Annotated in this window: 2 protein-coding genes; one reads left to right on the top strand and one right to left on the bottom strand. The window is 36.1% G+C overall.

From position 1 onward, the window contains the following. Positions 1 to 86 precede the first annotated feature (86 nt). Positions 87 to 1061, top strand: coding sequence for a tryptophan--tRNA ligase (gene trpS, locus FPG59_RS15955; RefSeq protein WP_086455517.1), 975 nt, complete (start codon positions 87 to 89; stop codon positions 1059 to 1061). A 160-nt stretch (positions 1062 to 1221) separates the two neighbouring features. On the opposite strand, the gene FPG59_RS16795 is transcribed toward trpS, so the two are convergent. Then, on the bottom strand, positions 1222 to 1567 hold a 346-nt coding region (locus tag FPG59_RS16795), incomplete at its 5' end, for a hypothetical protein (protein ID WP_217875951.1).

Below are 1567 nucleotides of genomic sequence, written 5' to 3'. Positions count from 1 at the left end.
AATCGGGACTCCTAATTTTAAAATTTACAATTTTACGGTAATAAATAAAAAACTTTGCGAACTTTGCGGGAAAAGTTAAAATCATAATGGCAAAAATACTTACCGGGGTTCAAAGTACAGGGACACCACATTTAGGAAATCTTCTTGGCGCAATTATACCCGCAATAGCACTCTCAAACAAACCCGAAAATGAATCTTTTTTGTTCATTGCTGATTTGCATTCGGTTACTCAAATAAAAGACGGAACAACACTACGAACCAATACCTACAGCACAGCAGCAGCTTGGCTGGCTTGCGGATTGAATGTAGAAAAAGTGGTTTTTTACAGACAATCAGATGTGCCACAAACGGCAGAATTGTCTTGGTACTTGAGCTGTTTTTTTCCGTTCCAACGCTTGACATTAGCTCATTCTTTCAAAGATAAAGCAGATAGACTGGATGATGTCAATGCAGGACTGTTCTCCTACCCTATGCTGATGGCGGCAGATATTTTATTGTACGATGCCGAGTTTGTACCAGTAGGAAAAGACCAGTTGCAGCATTTAGAGATCACCCGTGATGTAGCCTCAAGATTCAATCACCAAATGGGCGAAACCTTTGTCCTTCCTGAAGCCAAAATTCAAGAAGACAGCATGTTGATTCCAGGTACTAATGGTGGAAAAATGAGTAAATCAGCTAATAATATCATCAATATATTCCTGGATGACAAAGCCTTACGCAAACAAGTCATGAGTATTGAAACCGATAGTACACCACTTGAAGATCCTAAAAATCCAGATACCTGCAACGCTTTTGCTATTTATGCTTTATTGGCAACAGAAGAACAATTAGCAGCAATGCGTGCTAATTATCTAGGCGGTAATTACGGTTACGGTCACGCCAAACAAGCTTTGTTTGAATTGATTTGCGAAACCTTTAAAACCGAAAGAGAAAAATACAACTACTACATGAGTAATCTTAACGAGGTAGATGCGCTTTTAAAAATTGGTGCTCAAAAAGCATCGGCTGTGGCCAATGGTGTACTAGCTAAAGTGCGCGAAAAACTAGGATTCGAAATATAATTACCTTTTTAAAATAACCGCAGATTCTCAGATTATAGTAACATTTAATCTGCGAATCTGCGTTGCTATACAATATATAATGGCGCGAAGTCAGAGACATTAGCGCAGCAGCCTGAAGTTTTTAAGAACGTTTTTTGTGAATACTTCGAGTAGCTGGGTTTTAAAACTCAATTCCTAAACTTTTTATCCAAGCACGATAGCCATCACCAATTGCACTATTTTTATTTTGGAGAGGGTCATCATAATTAAACTTAACATCCAAATTTCCCAATTTAGGCGAGTAGATAATTTTTATCTCAAATGGAACTTCTCTTTCGAATTTCTTAAATAAAGATTCGATTGAATTTCTTTCATTTACAATTTTTTGAATAAGCCAATCTTGACGATCATCTGTTACTAGAAAATTGGAGTTAAGCAGATATATTTTATGTCTTTCAAAATATTTATCATCATTTTGATATATGATGTCAAAATATTTATTAGATCCTATTAAGCAGTATATAAAT

It is taken from the genome of Flavobacterium sp. FPG59 (assembly GCF_002150205.1).
In the GTDB taxonomy this organism is placed as follows: Bacteria; Bacteroidota; Bacteroidia; order Flavobacteriales; family Flavobacteriaceae; genus Flavobacterium.
The sequence above is the reverse complement of the archived record's forward strand: the minus strand, read 5'-3'. Positions and strand labels throughout refer to the sequence as shown.

Excerpts from the sequence above, each read along its gene's own strand:
- trpS (WP_086455517.1), top strand. The coding sequence starts at position 87 with ATGGCAAAAATACTTACCGGGGTTCAAAGTACAGGGACACCACATTTA.